Origin of the sequence: Deinococcus metallilatus (genome assembly GCF_004758605.1) — a bacterium.
GTDB classification, from domain to species: domain Bacteria; phylum Deinococcota; class Deinococci; order Deinococcales; family Deinococcaceae; genus Deinococcus; species Deinococcus metallilatus.
The window spans coordinates 915645-930000 of the sequence record NZ_CP038512.1 but is presented as its reverse complement, the minus strand read 5'-3'; the positions used below and the strand labels follow the sequence as shown (position 1 = coordinate 930000).

The 14356-nt window shown below is 68.7% G+C and carries 13 protein-coding genes and 1 pseudogene (1 of these 14 running past the window's edge); 5 read left to right on the top strand and 9 right to left on the bottom strand.

What is annotated here, in order from left to right:
- The 5 genes and pseudogenes from E5F05_RS21995 to E5F05_RS10410 all read right to left on the bottom strand — a co-directional run.
- Window positions 1–610 (bottom strand): annotated as a pseudogene (locus E5F05_RS21995) (hypothetical protein); its annotated part reaches 92 nt to the left of the window's first position; the annotation flags it as partial.
- Window positions 611–704: 94 nt separating this feature from the next.
- Entirely contained in the window at window positions 705–887 is a 183-nt protein-coding gene (locus E5F05_RS10425) for a hypothetical protein (RefSeq protein ID WP_129118545.1), read from the bottom strand.
- The gene (locus E5F05_RS10420) at window positions 884–2827 is read right to left on the bottom strand and encodes an alpha-amylase family protein (RefSeq protein WP_129118544.1); all 1944 of its coding nucleotides are present in this window, start codon (window positions 2825–2827) and stop codon (window positions 884–886) included. Before E5F05_RS10420 ends, E5F05_RS10425 begins: the two co-directional genes overlap by 4 nt.
- Window positions 2828–2923: 96 nt before the next feature.
- Window positions 2924–3211, bottom strand: coding sequence for a DUF2171 domain-containing protein (locus tag E5F05_RS10415; protein ID WP_129118543.1), 288 nt, complete (start codon window positions 3209–3211; stop codon window positions 2924–2926).
- A gap of 58 nt (window positions 3212–3269) precedes the next feature.
- Window positions 3270–4100: a nucleotidyltransferase domain-containing protein gene (locus E5F05_RS10410; protein WP_129118542.1), complete on the bottom strand. Its 831-nt coding sequence runs from the start codon at window positions 4098–4100 to the stop codon at window positions 3270–3272.
- A gap of 95 nt (window positions 4101–4195) precedes the next feature.
- Here E5F05_RS10410 and proS point away from each other — a divergent pair, with 95 nt between their 5' ends.
- The 3 genes from proS to E5F05_RS10395 are packed head-to-tail and all read left to right on the top strand — an operon-like array spanning window position 4196 to window position 7273.
- Window positions 4196–5695: a proline--tRNA ligase gene (gene proS, locus E5F05_RS10405; protein ID WP_129118541.1), complete on the top strand. Its 1500-nt coding sequence runs from the start codon at window positions 4196–4198 to the stop codon at window positions 5693–5695.
- A gap of 46 nt (window positions 5696–5741) precedes the next feature.
- Window positions 5742–6617 carry a class I SAM-dependent methyltransferase gene (locus tag E5F05_RS10400; protein WP_129118540.1) on the top strand — a complete coding sequence of 292 codons (876 nt, stop codon included), beginning with the start codon at window positions 5742–5744 and terminating at the stop codon, window positions 6615–6617.
- On the top strand, window positions 6614–7273 hold the full coding sequence (locus E5F05_RS10395; protein ID WP_129118539.1) for a DUF1345 domain-containing protein: 660 nt from the start codon (window positions 6614–6616) through the stop codon (window positions 7271–7273). Before E5F05_RS10400 ends, E5F05_RS10395 begins: the two co-directional genes overlap by 4 nt.
- A gap of 3 nt (window positions 7274–7276) precedes the next feature.
- Here the strand turns inward: E5F05_RS10395 and E5F05_RS10390 are convergent, their stop codons facing one another.
- A complete protein-coding gene (locus E5F05_RS10390) occupies window positions 7277–7720 on the bottom strand; it encodes an EamA family transporter (protein WP_129118538.1) in 444 nt (147 codons plus the stop codon).
- 184 nt (window positions 7721–7904) lie between these two features.
- Between E5F05_RS10390 and leuS the strand changes: the two genes are divergently transcribed.
- Window positions 7905–10364: a leucine--tRNA ligase gene (gene leuS, locus E5F05_RS10385; protein WP_129118537.1), complete on the top strand. Its 2460-nt coding sequence runs from the start codon at window positions 7905–7907 to the stop codon at window positions 10362–10364.
- A 62-nt stretch (window positions 10365–10426) separates the two neighbouring features.
- Here leuS and E5F05_RS10380 read toward each other — a convergent pair whose 3' ends face one another.
- Window positions 10427–10780 carry a hypothetical protein gene (locus E5F05_RS10380; protein WP_129118536.1) on the bottom strand — a complete coding sequence of 118 codons (354 nt, stop codon included), beginning with the start codon at window positions 10778–10780 and terminating at the stop codon, window positions 10427–10429.
- Window positions 10781–11789: 1009 nt separating this feature from the next.
- Window positions 11790–12212 carry a hypothetical protein gene (locus tag E5F05_RS10375; RefSeq protein WP_129118535.1) on the bottom strand — a complete coding sequence of 141 codons (423 nt, stop codon included), beginning with the start codon at window positions 12210–12212 and terminating at the stop codon, window positions 11790–11792.
- Between the two features lie 58 nt (window positions 12213–12270).
- On the opposite strand from E5F05_RS10375, the gene E5F05_RS10370 reads away from it, so the two are divergent.
- Complete coding sequence (locus tag E5F05_RS10370) at window positions 12271–13482, top strand: lipid-A-disaccharide synthase-related protein (RefSeq protein WP_129118534.1); 1212 nt, start codon at window positions 12271–12273, stop codon at window positions 13480–13482.
- Between the two features lie 160 nt (window positions 13483–13642).
- On the opposite strand, the gene E5F05_RS10365 is transcribed toward E5F05_RS10370, so the two are convergent.
- Window positions 13643–14353, bottom strand: coding sequence for a polysaccharide deacetylase family protein (locus tag E5F05_RS10365; protein ID WP_129118533.1), 711 nt, complete (start codon window positions 14351–14353; stop codon window positions 13643–13645).
- Window positions 14354–14356: the final 3 nt, after the last annotated feature.

Sequence of the window (14356 nt, the reverse complement as noted above, 5' to 3'; positions counted from 1 at the left end):
CGTAGTCCGTGTGCCCCTCCACGTCCAGCAGTGCCCGCACCTCGGGACGGCTCAGCCAGTCCACGCCGCCTTCCACCGCTCGCGGGTCAGGGCGGTAGGACCGGGCGCGCAGGTCGGTCTCATACAGCACCTGCTGGCTGTCCAGCGCCCAACCGGCGGCCTCCAGCGCCGCAGCATTCAGGGGCGCGAGGTCGTCCTGAAGCACCAGCAACCGCTCCGGCTCCACCCTCTCACGGATGGCCTGAGCGAAAGCCGTGACGGCGTCGGCGGGAACGTCGGGGCGCAGGCGGGGAAAGACAGGGACGTGGAGCGGCGTGGGAAGAAGCACCGTCCCGTCCACCCCCCGCCGGGAGCGCAGAAATAGAATGCGGTCGAGGCTGACTTTGCCCGCTTCAACGTTCTGCCGCAGCACGCGGAGGCGCTGTGCCACCTCCGCCGGGTCGGGATGCAGGGCGTAGAGGTCGGTGAGGGTTTCAGGGGTAGCGGGCCGAATCGTGTAGGTGGTCAAGGATGTCCTCGGGTCGGGAGGGCCACCCGGAGCGGTCAGGGATTCAGGTGAGGTGACGGCTTCCGGTGACACGGAGGTGGGCGGACGGCGCGGCGGGGGCATATTCGGGCATAACGACCTCCGGGGACAGCAAAGCTGCGGGCAGCTTACGCGCCCAGGGCAGGTTCAATGCACGAAGTTGACCGGGGAGGTCCATTCACGCAGGCGGTGGCCCACTGTTTCGCAACGCATTCAGCAGACGTGTAATGGCCTGCGCCGCGTTCACGGCCTCGCGCCGCACATCGGGGTCGCGGCTGACGTAGATCAGCCTGTCGGCGGCGCGGCGGGCGGCTTCCAGCAGAGCTTCCGTGGACAGTCCAGCAGGGCCGGGGTCGCTCATGCCAGCTCCTCCCCTTCCGTCAGCCACAGCGCCCGGTAGCCCGAGAGCCGCACGGTAGGCCGGTCGAGGCTGAAGGCACTCCCGCTCAGCCGGTCCTGCGCGTGGTCCCCCAGCACGTCCCGCAGGACGTAGGCCGGGAACATCACCGTCTCCTCGCTGAAGTTGTAGACCTGCACCATGACGCCGAGGGGATGGTCGCGGCGCAGCAGCAGCACGCGCGGATCGGGGCTGGGCAGGACCTGGCTCTCGATGCTGGCGTGCAGGTGCGGGGTATCGCGGCGCACGCGCAGGAGGTGGCGCAGGCCCGCGTTCACCTTTCCGCCAGGCGAGTCAGGCTCCTGCTGGATGCGCTCGGCCAGTTCCCAGTCCATCCGGGGGCGATGCACCCAGCGGTTGTCGGGCGCGTGTTCGGGCACGTCCTCGAAGGCGTAGTCGTTCAGCAGCGCCAGTTCGTCCCCCATGTACAGCAGCGGCACGCCGCCGAAGCCCAGGATGACGGTGTGAAGGAGCAGCAGGCGGCGCACGGCGTCCTCCATCTGTCCGGCGCCTCCCGTCTCCAGCGCCGCCTCCAGGCCTGCGAGGCTCGCCGCCGAGCCGCTGATGCGCCGGTCACCGGTCGCCGGGTTGTACTGGAAGACCAGCCCCCGGGCGAAGGTGCCGGGAAACTGGCCGCTGTAGAAGTCCGAGAGGAAGTGGCGGTGCGCCTCGCCACTCAGCCCCGCGCGGGCCGCGTCCGCGTCGCTGATGGCCCAGCCGATGTCGTCGTGGCAGCGGACGTACATCCCCCAGGTCGTGTTGGTGGGCTTGGGCGGAAAGGCGCGCAGGGCTTCCGCGAAGAGGCGCGTATCCCGGCTGGCGAGGCTGCTCCAGAGCTGCACCATCAGGCTGTTGTGGTAGGCCAGGTCGCTGACCTTGCCGTGGTGCGAGCGGGTGCCCAGGTAGTGAATCAGCTCGCCCGGCGCCACAATCGCCTCGGCCTTGAAGGCGACGGCGGGCGCGACGATGCGGGTAGCGGCCCTGAGCGCCCGCGTCAGGTGATGCACCTCCGGCTGGTTCTGGCTGTCGGTGCCCAGCCGTTTCCAGATGAAGGCGATGGCGTCCAGCCGAAACACCTCCACGCCCCGGTTCGCCAGGTAGAGGATGAGGTCCACGAACTCCAGAAACACGTCCGGGTTCGACCAGTTCAGGTCCCACTGGTAGGAGTTGAAGGTGGTCCAGACCCAGCCCCCCTCGCCATGTTCACCGGCCTCCTCGTCCCAGGTGAAGTTGCCCGGCGCGAAGTCGGGGAAGACTTCGGGCAGGGTGGCCTCGTAAGCGTCCGGCCCACCGCGGTCGGGGAAGAGGTGGAAGTAGGCCCGGTATCTGGGGTCGCCCGCCCGTGCCTTCCGTGCCCACTCGTGCTCGCGCGCCACATGGTTCAGCACGAGGTCCAGTTCCAGGCTGATGCCCCGGTCCCGCAGCCCCCGCGCCAGTGTGGAGAGGTCGTCCATCGTGCCCAGGTCAGGGCGGACGGCCCGGTAATCCTGCACGGCGTAGCCGCCGTCGTTCTCACCCTCGCGGGGCTTCAGGAGCGGCATCAGGTGCAGGTACTTCACGCCCAGACCCTCCAGATAATCCAGGCGCCCCTGCACGCCCTTCAGTGTTCCGGCGAAACGGTCGGTGTAGGCGACGTAGCCGACCATCTCGGGACTTTGCAGCCAGTCGGGCCGGAGGAGACGCGCCTCGTCCAGCCTTTTGAGGTCGGCGGGGCGGGCGTGGTAGGCGTGGAGCATGACCTCCAGCAGCCGGTCCAGCAGCGCGTCCGTCCGTTCGCCGTACACCGCACGCAGGCTCTCCACCAGATCGGCCCCGTAGCGTTCCAGACGCAACAGAAAGGTATCGGCGTCCCGGTCGTCGTCGAACGCGGTTCGCAACTGCGCCGCCAGTTCGGTCTTCAGCACGCCTCACAGCATACGGCCTGACCACGGGGGTTGGAACCGTTTCCATAAACAGGAAATGGGCGGTGAGGATCGCCCCCACCGCCCACTTTGCCGGGTTTACTTGACCTGATCCTGGGTCACGTTCAGGTACACGGCCACGTCATCCATACTCTCGACATTCGAGAGGGGGACGTAGTGGTGCTGGCCGTCATGGCTGCCGCTGCGGGTGAGCTTGAGCTGGTCGCCCTCGATATGATCCACGGTGCCCACGTAGTCGCCGTTCTTGTCCTTGACCTGCATGTGGTCGCCCTGGCGCTCCAGGCGCTGGCGCAGGTCCTGCTCCACGCGGTTGTCGATCTGCGCGGCGACGTTCTGGTCGTTGTTCTGTCCGTTGTTCTGCGTCATGCGGGTAGCCTACGGGGCTTTCCCTGCGCTTCCGATGACAACCTTCTGGAGAAAACCGTTACCTAGCGTTGGGAGAACCTCCATCTGCCCCTCTCTGCGCCGTCTCCACGACCAGCGAACGGAGGCCGGGCGTATCCAGTGTGGCAAGCGCGGCACTCACCCGCGCGGCGAAGTTCGCGGGCGCACCCGGCAATCCCCCGGCGAGTGCCACCGCCCCTTTCTCGTTCAGAATCCAGGCGCGTTCGCGGGCGCAGAGGGTCTGCACCAGCGCCATCACGACCTGATAGACGCAGCCCTGCGCGTAATGCCGGTCGCCGCGCTTCAGCCCCTTTTCCGCCGCGTCCAGCCAGAAGTCCGGCTGCCAGCCGTAATGACGTTCAAGGGCTTCGGCCAACGACTGCGGATACCCGCCGAGCCGGGCGCGCAGCGTTTCCAGTCGCCCATCTGGATCGTGCAGGGGGACACAGGAGGCCAGTTCCGCCGCGTAGTGGTGGCCGTGGATGCCGTGGGGATGTCCCACCTGGGGATGCAGGCTCACCCGCCCGGCCAGCGCGTCCTCCACGCTCCGCGCCACCCGGCCCAGGTCGCGGTAGATGAAGTCCACCCGCTGCCCCTCCACCGTGAGCCACGCGCCGCCGTCCACCCACGGCCCCCAGCCGCCGGGCGCGGTCGCCACCGCCGTGCCGGAATCGTCGAGGTCGCGGCACAGGCTATTCAACGCCTCCAGGTCGAAGGGACGGTCCGCCTGGTAGGAGAGGCCCAGGTCGAGGTCAGAGTCGGGCCGGGCGGTGCCGCGCGCGTGCGAGCCACCCAGGGCGACGGCGGCGATCCCCGGAATCCGGGCCACGCGGGCGGCGATGGTCCGGGCCAGGGCAGGAACGGGCGTCATGGCTGACTGTACCTGGAGGCCCCCGGTATCCGGCCCACACCAAACCCGACTGGCGGCAGATTCGGCCCCCACCCCGCCCCGCTATCATGCCCCCCATGACGAGGGACACCGGGACGAAGGCCGAGGGCAAGCAGGACAAGAAGGCGCAGCAGTACGGGGTGACGCCCCAGAGTGTGGATTTCAACGACTGGTACAACGAGGTCGTGAAAAAGGCCGATCTGGCCGACAACAGCCCCGTCGCGGGCACGATGGTGGTCAAGCCCTACGGCACGGCCCTGTGGGAGAACATCCAGCGTTGGCTGGACGACCGCTTCAAGGCGACCGGCCACGAGTCCCTGATCTTCCCCACCCTGATCCCGATGAACTTCATCACCAAGGAAGCCGATCACGTGGAAGGCTTCGCGCCGGAGCTGTTCACGGTGGACCGCATCGGCACCGAGGAACTGGCCGAGCCTTACGTGCTGCGCCCCACCTCGGAGACGATCATCGGGTACATGTGGAGCCAGTGGCTGGGCAGCTACCGCGACCTCCCCTTCCTGCACTATCAGTGGGGCAGCGTGTTCCGCGCGGAACTGCGGACGAAGGCTTTTTTGCGGACCTCCGAGTTCTACTGGCATGAGGGGCACACCGCGCACGCCAGCGAGGAGGAAGCCAGAGGAGAGGTGCGGCAAATCCTCGACCTCTACCACGAGTTCTGCCGCGACATCCTCGCGCTGCCGGTGGTGCGGGGTGAGAAGACAGCCAGCGAGCGTTTTGCCGGAGCAGTCGCCACCTACTCCATCGAGGGCATGATGCGCGACGGCAAGGCGCTACAATCGGGCACCTCGCACTACCTGGGGCAGAACTTCAGCCGGGCCTTCGACGTGAAGTTCCAGACGCGCGAGCAGCGCGAGGAGTACGCCTACACGACCAGTTGGGCGATCTCCAGCCGCATCATCGGCGCGATCATCATGACGCACGGCGACGACTTCGGCCTGATCATGCCGCCCCGCATCGCGCCCATCCAGGTGGTCGTGATCCCGGTGGGCCGCAAGGAGAACTTCGATCAGATGGTCGAGGAAGGCGAGAAGCTGGCCGCCGAGCTGCGCGCGCAGGGCATTCGCGTGAAGGTGGACAAACGCGAGGGCGTCACCAACGGCTTCAAGTACAACGACTGGGAACTCAAGGGCGTGCCCGTCCGCATCGAGATCGGCCCGCGCGATCTTGAGCAGGGCGTGGTGGTGGTCAAGAACCGCAACGCGGAGGAGAAGGAGACGCTGCCGCGCGAGGAGGCGATCAGCGGTATGGTGGCCCGCCTCGACGGCATCCACGACTGGCTGCTGAACCGTGCCACCGACTTCCTGCTGTCGCACACCGTCTCGGTGGACAGCTACGAGGACCTCAAGAACGCCATCGAACACGGCAACTGGGTCCGGGCCTTCCACTGCGGGAACGCCGAATGCGAGGCCCTGATCAAGGAGGACACCAAGGCCACCACCCGCAACATCCCCCTCGACGACGCCGAGTTCTTCAGCGAGCGCGAGGAGGGTGTCTGCGTGAAGTGCGGCCAGCCGAGCGCGTATGGCAAGCGGGTGATTTTCGGGCGGCAGTACTGAGAGGGTTGAGGAGTTAGGCGTTAGGCAATTCGGGTAGGCTCGGCCCATGAGCCTGTACTCCCCCGCCGAGGTTGCCGCGCAATACGCTACCGACCGCCACCTCCGGACCCGGATGGAAACGCACCGGCGGTACGGGGTCGGGCCGGACATTGAGCCGATGGTGGATGAACGGCTCGCCCTGCGGGGGGACGAGGCCCTGCTGGACGTGGGCACCGGCCCCGGCGACTTCCCTGGCCGCCTGCGCGCGGAGGGCCACCAGGGGCGCCTCGTCGGTGCGGACCTCTCGGCCGGGATGGTCGAACGGGCCAGGGGGGTTCATCCGGGGGTGGAGTTCGGGCAGGCGAGCGCCGACGCCCTCCCGTTTCCAGACGGGGCGTTCGAGGTCGTCACGGCGCGGCACATGCTTTACCACGTGCCGGACGTTCCGGCGGCGCTGGCCGAGTTCGTGCGTGTCCTGCGGCCCGACGGGCGTTTTCTGGCCGTGACCAACGCTTCGGGGTATATGGGCGAACTGTGGGAGATTGTGGCCGAAGTCGTCCCCGCTGAACCTGCGCTCGCCAGCCTGCTGGAGAGCCGCGCAGGGTCAGCGGTGTTCTCGGAGCGGAATGGAGAACGTCTGGTGCGCGACACTTTCGGGAATGCCCGCGTTGACTTCCTCGACAGTGCGCTCGTCTTTCCTGAACCCGGCCCGGTCCTGGCCTACCTGGAATCCATGACGGCACTCCAGCGCCTCACTGAAGATGACCGGAGGCGCGTTCGCGCTGCGTTGCGGCACGCCCTGGCCCCCCGGTTCCATGCGGGTGAGTGGCGGGTGTCCAAACGGGTGGCCTTCATCAGCGCCGTCCGCGAGGAGAGACAGCCAGATACACCCTCCGCCCCCCGCACGTTGCCGGAGCCAGGCACGTTCTATCCTGGGGAATGACCTTCTCACGGCGCCCACCACTACCAGCAGGCCGGAGGTTGCTGCTGGGCGCACTGCTGGGCCTGCTGGTGTGGGTGGTGGCACCGGGGGGATGGCCGCCGGTCGCACGGGTGTTGCTGGGCTGGTGTGCGCTCTGTGTCGTCTTGCTGAGCGGCATCTGGCCCTTGCTGCTGAGTGCCACGCCCGAACAGACGCGGGCACTCGCCACCCGCGAGGACGATACGCGAACGCAGGCGCTGCTGGTGACCGTGACGGCGTCGCTGATGAGCCTGCTGGGCGTGGGCTGGACGCTCTCGCTGGCCCACCGCAAGACCGGCGGCTGGCAACTGGACCTGCTGGCGCTGGCGGTCGTGACGACCGGGCTGTCGTGGCTGCTGCTGCACACCGAGTACACGCTGCACTACGCGCGGCGCTTCTATGCCGATGGGGGCAGAGGCGTGCTGTTCCCGGAAGGCGAGGGCCATCTGAAGGACCCGGATTACCGCGACTTTCTGTACCTGGGCCTGACCATCGGCATGACCTTTCAGGTCAGCGACACCAACGTGAACTCGCGGGCTATCCGCCGGTTGATCACGCAGCACGCCGCACTCTCCTACGTGTTCGGCACGGTGGTCGTGGCCCTGACCGTGAGCAGCGTGAGCAACCTGCTCGGGTGAGGCTCAGCGGTCACTCGCCAGCAGGTACACGCCTGCCAGCAGCACGACCAGGCCAACCCACCCGCGCCAGGTGTGCGGCTCGCGCAGGGCCAGCGCACTGAACAGGAAGATGAAGGCGAGACTGAGTCGGTCGAGCGCCGCCACGCCCGCCGTCGGCCCCACCCGCAATGCCGCGAAGTACGCCAGCCACGACCCCGCCCCGCTGAGGCCCGCCAGCGCGATAAAGAGCCAGGCCCGCGCGCTGATGTGCGTCTTCCCGCTGGCGAGCGCCCCCAGTTGCCCCGTTCCCAGGGCGACCGCGAGCATCACCAGCGCCATAATGACGGCCCGCAGGGTGGTGGCGAGCGTGGAATTGACGCCCTCCAGCCCCAGCTTGCCGAAGACCGTCACCCCCGCCCCACCGAGGGCAGCCAGTAGACCGAGGGCGATCCATTGCAGGTTATTCATGGGGGCATGATGCGCCCGGATAGGCCACCCGACCCTTTTCCCTGACCCCCAACTCCTTTACACTATGTCTGTGATCCGCTCTGCGCTTACCACCCGGGGACGCCTCGCCTAGCTTCGAGCTCGTGCGTGCGTCCCCGGCTGCGTGTGGCCGGGGCGTTTTCTTTTCCCGCAAGGAGTGACCGACATGACGAAACCCGAGATCGCCGAACCGCGCGCCGAGCGCTACAACCCCCACGCCATCGAGCCGAAATGGCAGGAAGCGTGGGAGCGCGAAGGGCTGTACACCTTCCATGAGGACCCCACCAAGACCAAGCACTACGCCCTGACGATGTTCCCGTACCCCTCGGGAAACCTGCATATCGGGCACTGGTACGCAAACGTCGCGCCGGACGCCCACGCGCGCTGGATGCGAATGCGCGGCTACAACGTCTTCTTTCCGATGGGCTTCGACGCTTTCGGCCTGCCCGCCGAGAACGCGGCGATCAAGCACGGCCTGAACCCGGCGACGTGGACGTACTCCAACATCAACCACATGCTGGGGCAGTTCCGGCGGATGGGGACCATGATCGACTGGAGCCGCCGCTTCGCCACCTGCGACCCCGAGTATTACCGCTGGAACCAGTGGTTCTTCACTGAGTTCTTCAAGCGCGGGCTGGCCTACAAGAAGGACGGGCTGGTGAACTGGTGCCCCAAGGACCAGACCGTGCTGGCGAACGAGCAGGTGGTGGACGGGCGCTGCGAACGCTGCGGCACGCCGGTCGAGCGGCGCAACCTGAGCCAGTGGTACCTGAAGATCACCGACTACGCCGAGGAACTGCTGGACTTCAGTGACACCGACATGCCCGAGCGCGTCAAGTTGATGCAGACGAACTGGATCGGCAAGTCAGTCGGCGCGGAGATCATCTTCGACACGCCCGCCGGGCCGGAGACGGTCTTCAGCACCCGGCCCGACACGCTGATGGGCGCGACCTTCCTGGTCCTGGCTCCCGAGCATCCCAAAGTCGCGGAGCTGACCACACCGGAGCAGGCCGAGGCCGTGCGCGCCTACGTGGAGGCGGCGGGCCGCAAGACCGACGTGGAGCGCCAGCAGGAGAGCGGGGAGAAGACCGGCGTCTTCACCGGGTCCTACGCCACCCACCCCGTCACCGGGCACCAGATTCCGATCTGGGTGGCGGATTACGTGCTGGTCACCTATGGCACCGGCTCCATCATGGCCGTGCCCGCCCACGACGAACGCGACTTCGACTTCGCGCGCAAGTTCGGGCTGGAGATCACGGAAGTGATCCGGCCGGAGGGTGGCGAGCCGATGGATACGGCGCAGGGGCCTTACGTGGGCGAGGGCGTCATCGTCCATTCCGGCGAGTTCGACGGGCTGCCGGGCGGCAAGGCCAGCATCGCGCAGATCACCGAGCGGCTGGAGGCGCTGGGCGTGGCGAAGGCGAAGACCACCTACCGCCTGCGCGACTGGCTGGTGTCGCGGCAGCGGTACTGGGGGACGCCCATTCCCATCGTCTACTGCCCGGAACACGGCGCGCAGCCCGTCCCCGAAGACCAACTGCCCGTGAAGCTGCCCGAAAACGTCGAGTTCACGCCCACCGGCCAGAGTCCGCTGAAGCTGGATAAGGCATGGATGCAGACCACCTGCCCGGTCTGCGGCGGCCCCGCCGAGCGCGACACCGACACCATGGACACCTTCGTGGATTCGAGCTGGTACATGTACCGCTACCTGTCGCCCCACGACGACCAGCAGCCCTTCGACCCCGCCCACGCCAACCTGCTGCCGGTCGATCTGTACACGGGCGGCATCGAACACGCGATCCTGCACCTGCTGTACAGCCGCTTCTGGACCAAGGTGATGCGCGACATGGGTCTGACGGTGCAGAACGAGCCGTTCGCGCACCTGCGCAACCAGGGCATGATCCTGGGCGAGGACGGCGAGAAGATGAGCAAGAGCCGCGGGAACGTGGTGGACCCCGACGACCTGGTACGCGAGTACGGCGCCGACACGGTGCGCGCCTACCTGATGTTCATCGCGCCCTGGGAACTGGGCGGCCCCTGGGACCCCAGCGGCATCAACGGACCCGCCAAGTGGTTGAGCCGCGTCTGGGCGCTGTACTTCGACGAGAAGGCCGCCGGGCCGGAGGAAAAAGTGACGGAAGGCGACCTGCGCTACGCCGTCCACTCCACGTTGAAAAAAGTCGGCGGCGACTACGAGCGCATGAGCTTCAACACCATCATCGCCGCGCTGATGGAGCTGACGAACACGCTGGTCAAGGCCAAGCGTTCCCCGGCTTTCGGCACGCCCGCCTGGGAGGAGGCGCTGGACATCTTCAACCGGATGCTGGCCCCGGTCGCGCCCTACATCGCGGAGGAAATCTGGATGGAGCGCGGCGGTGCAGAGAGCGTCCACCTGCAACCCTGGCCGCAGGTGGATGAGGCCGCCGCCGTCCGCGATACCGTGACCATCGGCGTGCAGGTGAGCGGCAAGGTGCGCGGCCAGGTCGAGATCAGCAAGACCGCCACCCAGGAAGAAGCCCTGGCCGCCGCCCGCGCGAATCCCGACGTGGCGAAGTTCACCGAGGGCAAGACGGTGGTGAAGGAGATTTACGTTCCTGGCAGGATCATCAATATCGTCGTGAAGTAGGCCCCACCCAAAAAAGGCCCTACCCTTGCCGATCTGGCGGGGTGGGGCCTTTTGGACACCCGTTATTTGGAGTAAATCTCAGCGACCGCACGCCAGCCGCCGGTGGGCGTCCGGACTTCGATGGTGCTCACCACGGGCAGGAACGTCAGGCTGGGCTGCGTGTCGCTGAGCGTGAAGCTGGAACTGATCCCACTGTCGAAATTGAACCGGAACGTCACGGACGTCTGTCCGGGCGCACGGGAGATGACGATCTGCTCCCCGACCCGCTCCACCGCCAGGGGGCTGTCTGCCGCCACGGTCACACCGATGCCGTAGCCGGGCGCCGGGGTCTGCTCTCCGGAAGCAGGCGGAAGGGTCGTGGCCTGCTGGCAGGCGGTCACCGTCAGCGCCAGCGTGAGGACGATCAGGGCACGCATGCCGCAGGGTTTCATTCCTGCCCCTTCTTTACTGTGAACTGGGCGCTGCTTCGTTTCCGGGAGGAGGGGTGATCCCGGGACATGAAGGCTCTACCGAATGTCAGGTCATACCGCTTCCGGATCATCCGTTGCGGTGCCTCTCCTCCTCTCTGTCACCGTTTTTCCTTCTCCCGCTACAAACAGCTCTACGAGTCCGGTGGGGTTCATCAGGTATGGAATAACTGGTGAACCAGGATTCTTTCACTCGTCGCCGCCCAGGGCACGCAGGAGGTCCAGAACATTCACCGAGGTCCGGGAGGACCTGCCCAAGACTGGCGCCCTCCGGTGTCGAGGCTGGGCAAGACGAAACCACCGCAACAGACCTGTCATCTGAACCTCCTCGTCTCTGGATGTGAAGGAGTTCATAGTATCCGGCGCCTCGCGGGGAGAACAGACGCGGCAGTGGGGGTACCCCCGATGCGGGGTCGCTTCTGCCCCGCAGTGGAGTGGAGGGCGGGACACCGGCAGACGAGGCGAACCCCCGCCGGGCGCGGGGGCAGGTGGGGCGGGCCGGTTTCAGTCGTTGCCGAGCGGCAGATGTTCCCGGGCCAGCTCCCGGTCCTCGCGGGTCAGCGAGAGGAACGCGAGCACCATCAGGAGCACGGTGACGGCGGCCATCACGAGGACGAGTTCCATGCCCCAGTGTGCGGGGGCCGCCTCCAGTCAGGGGTTAGGCCGCCTTTATGGAACCTGCAAGGGCGGTTGAGGGAATCTAGAGGGTGAGCTGTCCGGGGAACCGGAACCGTCGTGGGCGGTCGCCCTGGTACCGCGAACGGCGCCAGGGCCAGATGGATCATCGGCTGCGGCCCGTCCGGCCCCCGGCAGCGCCTCCCGCAACAGCCGGACCTGTTCGGCGTTCGCCTGAGCGTGGGTGTCATCGGTCATGACGGGCATGGTGACATGAGGCGCGCCTTCACGTTGCCGCATGTGCCAGAGCCCGCCGGGGAACCTCTGTCAGGAGGCGCCGGGGTCAGTTCAGGGGGGCACCCGGCCGGGGGGAGGCGTCGCCCGCATAGATGGCCGCCACGTCGCGCAGGAGGCGGCGGGCGAGCAGGGTCAGGTCGTCCTCGGAAACCCGGGCCAGGTGGAAGGTTCCGTCCGGCCCGTACTCGCCCACGAAGGCGCCCTCCTCGCGCCGCACGCGGACCAGCACCTCGCAGAGGCCGAGGCGCAGCCACGCGGCGTGCCAGCCCCCGGGGGGCGGGGGGCGCAGGCGAGCCTCGGGGTCGGGCGTGAGGTCCAGGGTGACGTTGTTGAGCGGCAGGCCGGGGCCGCTCGCGGTGCGGAGGGCATGGTAGAGCGCATTCAGAAAGGCCTCGCAGACGCGCTGCTCGGCCTGCCGCTCGCCCGCATGGCGGCGGACCACCGCTTGCAGCGCGTCGAAGTCATTCACGGCTTGTTCTTACCACGCCGCACCCCAGCCGCAAACCTGGCCCGCTATCCTGCGCGGCGTGAGTGTCCCCCCGCCCCGGTCCCGGCCCCTCCTGCTCCTCTCCAACGGCACGGCCGAGGACCTGATCGGCGCGCGGCTGCTGGGGCACCTGCCGGAACATGGGGGCAGTGAGGCCTGGGTGCTGCCGCTGGTGGGGGCGGGGCGGGCCTATGCGGCCGTGCCGGGCGTCACCCGGCTGGGCGCCGCGCTGGACCTGCCCAGCGGCGGGTTTCCGTTCGGGAGCCTGGAGAACCTGCGCGCCGACCTCCAAGCGGGCCTGGTGGGGGCCTCGCTGGGGCAGTGGCGGGACGCCGTGCGGGCGGCGCGCGGGGCGGGCGCGGTGGCCGTGGTGGGCGACGCCTACGCGCTGATGGTCGGGAGCCTGGCGGCGCGGCTGGCCGCCGTCCCGCTGATTCACGTGCAGCCGCTGCTCAGCGCGCATTACCTGGAGGGGCTGGGGGTGGGCGGGGCACTGCGCGAGCTGAACGCCCTGGGGGCCAACCTCCCGATGCCCTATGAGCTGCGGCTGGCGCGGGCGGCCCGGGCCGTCTTCGTGCGCGACGCGGCGACCGCCCGCTATTACGCGGCGCGGGGCGTGCGGGCACGCTGGGCCGGAAGTTTTGCGATGGACGTCCTCCCGCCGCCCGAACGCGACCTGTCCCCCCTGACCGGCGGGCGGCCCGTGCTGGCCCTGCTCCCCGGCTCCCGGGAGGACCACCGCGAGAGCCTGCCCCTGATGCTGCGCGCGGCGGCCCGCGTGCCGGAGGCGGCGGCGCTCGTCGCCTGGCCGCACGGCTGGGACGCCGTGACGCTGCCGGGCGGCTGGACCTTTCACGAGCAGGATGCTCAGACGGCCTGGGCCGTGGGAGAGGGGACCCACGTGACCCTGCTGCGCGGCGCATTCGGGGCCGTGGCGCGGGCCGCCGACGTGGCGGTCGGCACGTCGGGGACGGCCAACGAACAGCTCGCGGGCCTGGGGGTCCCCGTGGTGGCCTTCCCCACGCACGGCCCGCAGTTCACCCCCGGGTTCGCCCGCAGGCAGCGGCGGCTGCTGGGCGAGGCGCTGAGCATGGTGAACCCAGACCCGGCGGTCGTCGCGGCGGAAGTCGGGGCGCTCCTCACGGACGGCGCGCGGCGGGCGCGGGCGGCCCGGGCAGGCCTGGCGCGGGTCGGCCCGGCGGGGGCCTTGCCGGTGATCGCGGCAGAGATCAGGCAGCTGGCAGAAGGCTGATAAGGACTCCGATTGAAAGGTTTACTTGTAAACCTGAAAATCCGACCGGAGGGAGAAGGAGAAAAACGGGTTCCGGGCGTGGAGTTAACAAATCGGGAGAGCGCCGATTTGTTAACGAAACAGACGGAATCCGTATGAGGCGGCACCTGCGCCCTGCCCCTCATCCCCCGTAGCTCGTCCCCACCCGCCGCAGCCCCTCGCGCCACCCGATGCGGCGCGGGGGCAGGTCCCGCAGGAGGACGGGCGTGAGGCCGCGCTCCCGCAGGCCTGCCAGCAGCGCCTCCAGCAGTTCGGGCGTGACGGCGGGGCCGTCGTGCAGCAGCAGGACGCTGCCGGGGCGGACCCGGGCCAGCGTCCGCGCGGCCAGGTCAGCGGCGGGGGCGGGCGTCCAGTCGCGGCCTTCCACATCCCAGAGGGCCACCTGACGGCGGGCCAGGCGGGCCAGCAGCCGCGTGAAGGGGCTGTGGCCGCCGTAGGGAGGGCGGTACAGATGCGGGCCGGGTTCGGCGGCGCGCGGATGCCACTTCACCTGTGCCCACTCGCGCCAGGGAGGCAGGCGCAGGGCGTGGGTATGCCAGCGCCCGTGCGCCTCCAGGCCGTGCCCCGCCTCACGGAGCGCCCGCAGGTGGTCCGGCCAGCGCGCGGCGGCGGGTGCCGTGACGAAAAAGGTGGCGGGTGCGCCGTGCCGTGCCAGGACCGCCAGCAGGGCCGGGGTCCGCCCGCTGGGGCCGTCGTCGAAGGTCAGGGCGACGCTCCGGGTCCGGCCGTCCGCAGGCCCCAAAGCACCCCACCCGGCCGCGCGGCCCAGCACGTCCGCCAGCAGGGCGGCCAGGAGCGCCGCGCCCAGGGGAAGGAGCCACCCCCGCCGCATGGG

What these genes read in the sequence shown, in the direction of transcription:
- E5F05_RS10380 (WP_129118536.1), bottom strand. Translation starts at nt 10,780, where the DNA reads ATGCGTGCCCTGATCGTCCTCACGCTGGCGCTGACGGTGACCGCCTGC.
- proS (WP_129118541.1), top strand. Translation starts at nt 4,196, where the DNA reads ATGACGAGGGACACCGGGACGAAGGCCGAGGGCAAGCAGGACAAGAAG.
- E5F05_RS10365 (WP_129118533.1), bottom strand. Translation starts at nt 14,353, where the DNA reads ATGCGGCGGGGGTGGCTCCTTCCCCTGGGCGCGGCGCTCCTGGCCGCC.
- E5F05_RS10425 (WP_129118545.1), bottom strand. Translation starts at nt 887, where the DNA reads ATGAGCGACCCCGGCCCTGCTGGACTGTCCACGGAAGCTCTGCTGGAA.
- E5F05_RS10395 (WP_129118539.1), top strand. Translation starts at nt 6,614, where the DNA reads ATGACCTTCTCACGGCGCCCACCACTACCAGCAGGCCGGAGGTTGCTG.
- E5F05_RS10415 (WP_129118543.1), bottom strand. Translation starts at nt 3,211, where the DNA reads ATGACGCAGAACAACGGACAGAACAACGACCAGAACGTCGCCGCGCAG.
- leuS (WP_129118537.1), top strand. Translation starts at nt 7,905, where the DNA reads ATGACGAAACCCGAGATCGCCGAACCGCGCGCCGAGCGCTACAACCCC.
- E5F05_RS10400 (WP_129118540.1), top strand. Translation starts at nt 5,742, where the DNA reads ATGAGCCTGTACTCCCCCGCCGAGGTTGCCGCGCAATACGCTACCGAC.
- E5F05_RS10390 (WP_129118538.1), bottom strand. Translation starts at nt 7,720, where the DNA reads ATGAATAACCTGCAATGGATCGCCCTCGGTCTACTGGCTGCCCTCGGT.
- E5F05_RS10410 (WP_129118542.1), bottom strand. Translation starts at nt 4,100, where the DNA reads ATGACGCCCGTTCCTGCCCTGGCCCGGACCATCGCCGCCCGCGTGGCC.